1 protein-coding gene is annotated in these 316 nt (G+C 69.3%); it reads right to left on the minus strand.

Annotation, left to right across the window (positions count from 1 at the left end; genetic code table 11):
• The coding region (locus IF73_RS0137235; RefSeq protein ID WP_031016023.1) for a carboxyl transferase domain-containing protein at positions 1 to 316 on the minus strand (316 nt) is incomplete at both ends.

A 316-nucleotide genomic window follows, 5' to 3' on the forward strand; every position in this document is an offset into this window, starting at 1 on the left:
CTGGGTGATCTCCTCGCCGGTGACCGCCTTGACGACGTCCGGACCGGTGATGAACATCTGCGAGGTCTCACGGACCATGAACACGAAGTCCGTCAGCGCGGGGCTGTAGGCGGCGCCGCCCGCGCACGGGCCGAGCATCACGCTGATCTGCGGGATCACACCCGAGGCCCGGGTGTTGCGCTGGAAGATGCCGCCGTACCCGGCGAGCGCCGAGACACCCTCCTGGATCCGGGCGCCGGCGCCGTCGTTCAGCGAGACCAGCGGCGCGCCGGCCGCGATGGCCATGTCCATGATCTTGTGGATCTTCGTGGCGTGG

The organism is Streptomyces sp. NRRL F-5727, from assembly GCF_000719555.1.
Lineage (GTDB): Bacteria > Actinomycetota > Actinomycetes > Streptomycetales > Streptomycetaceae > Streptomyces.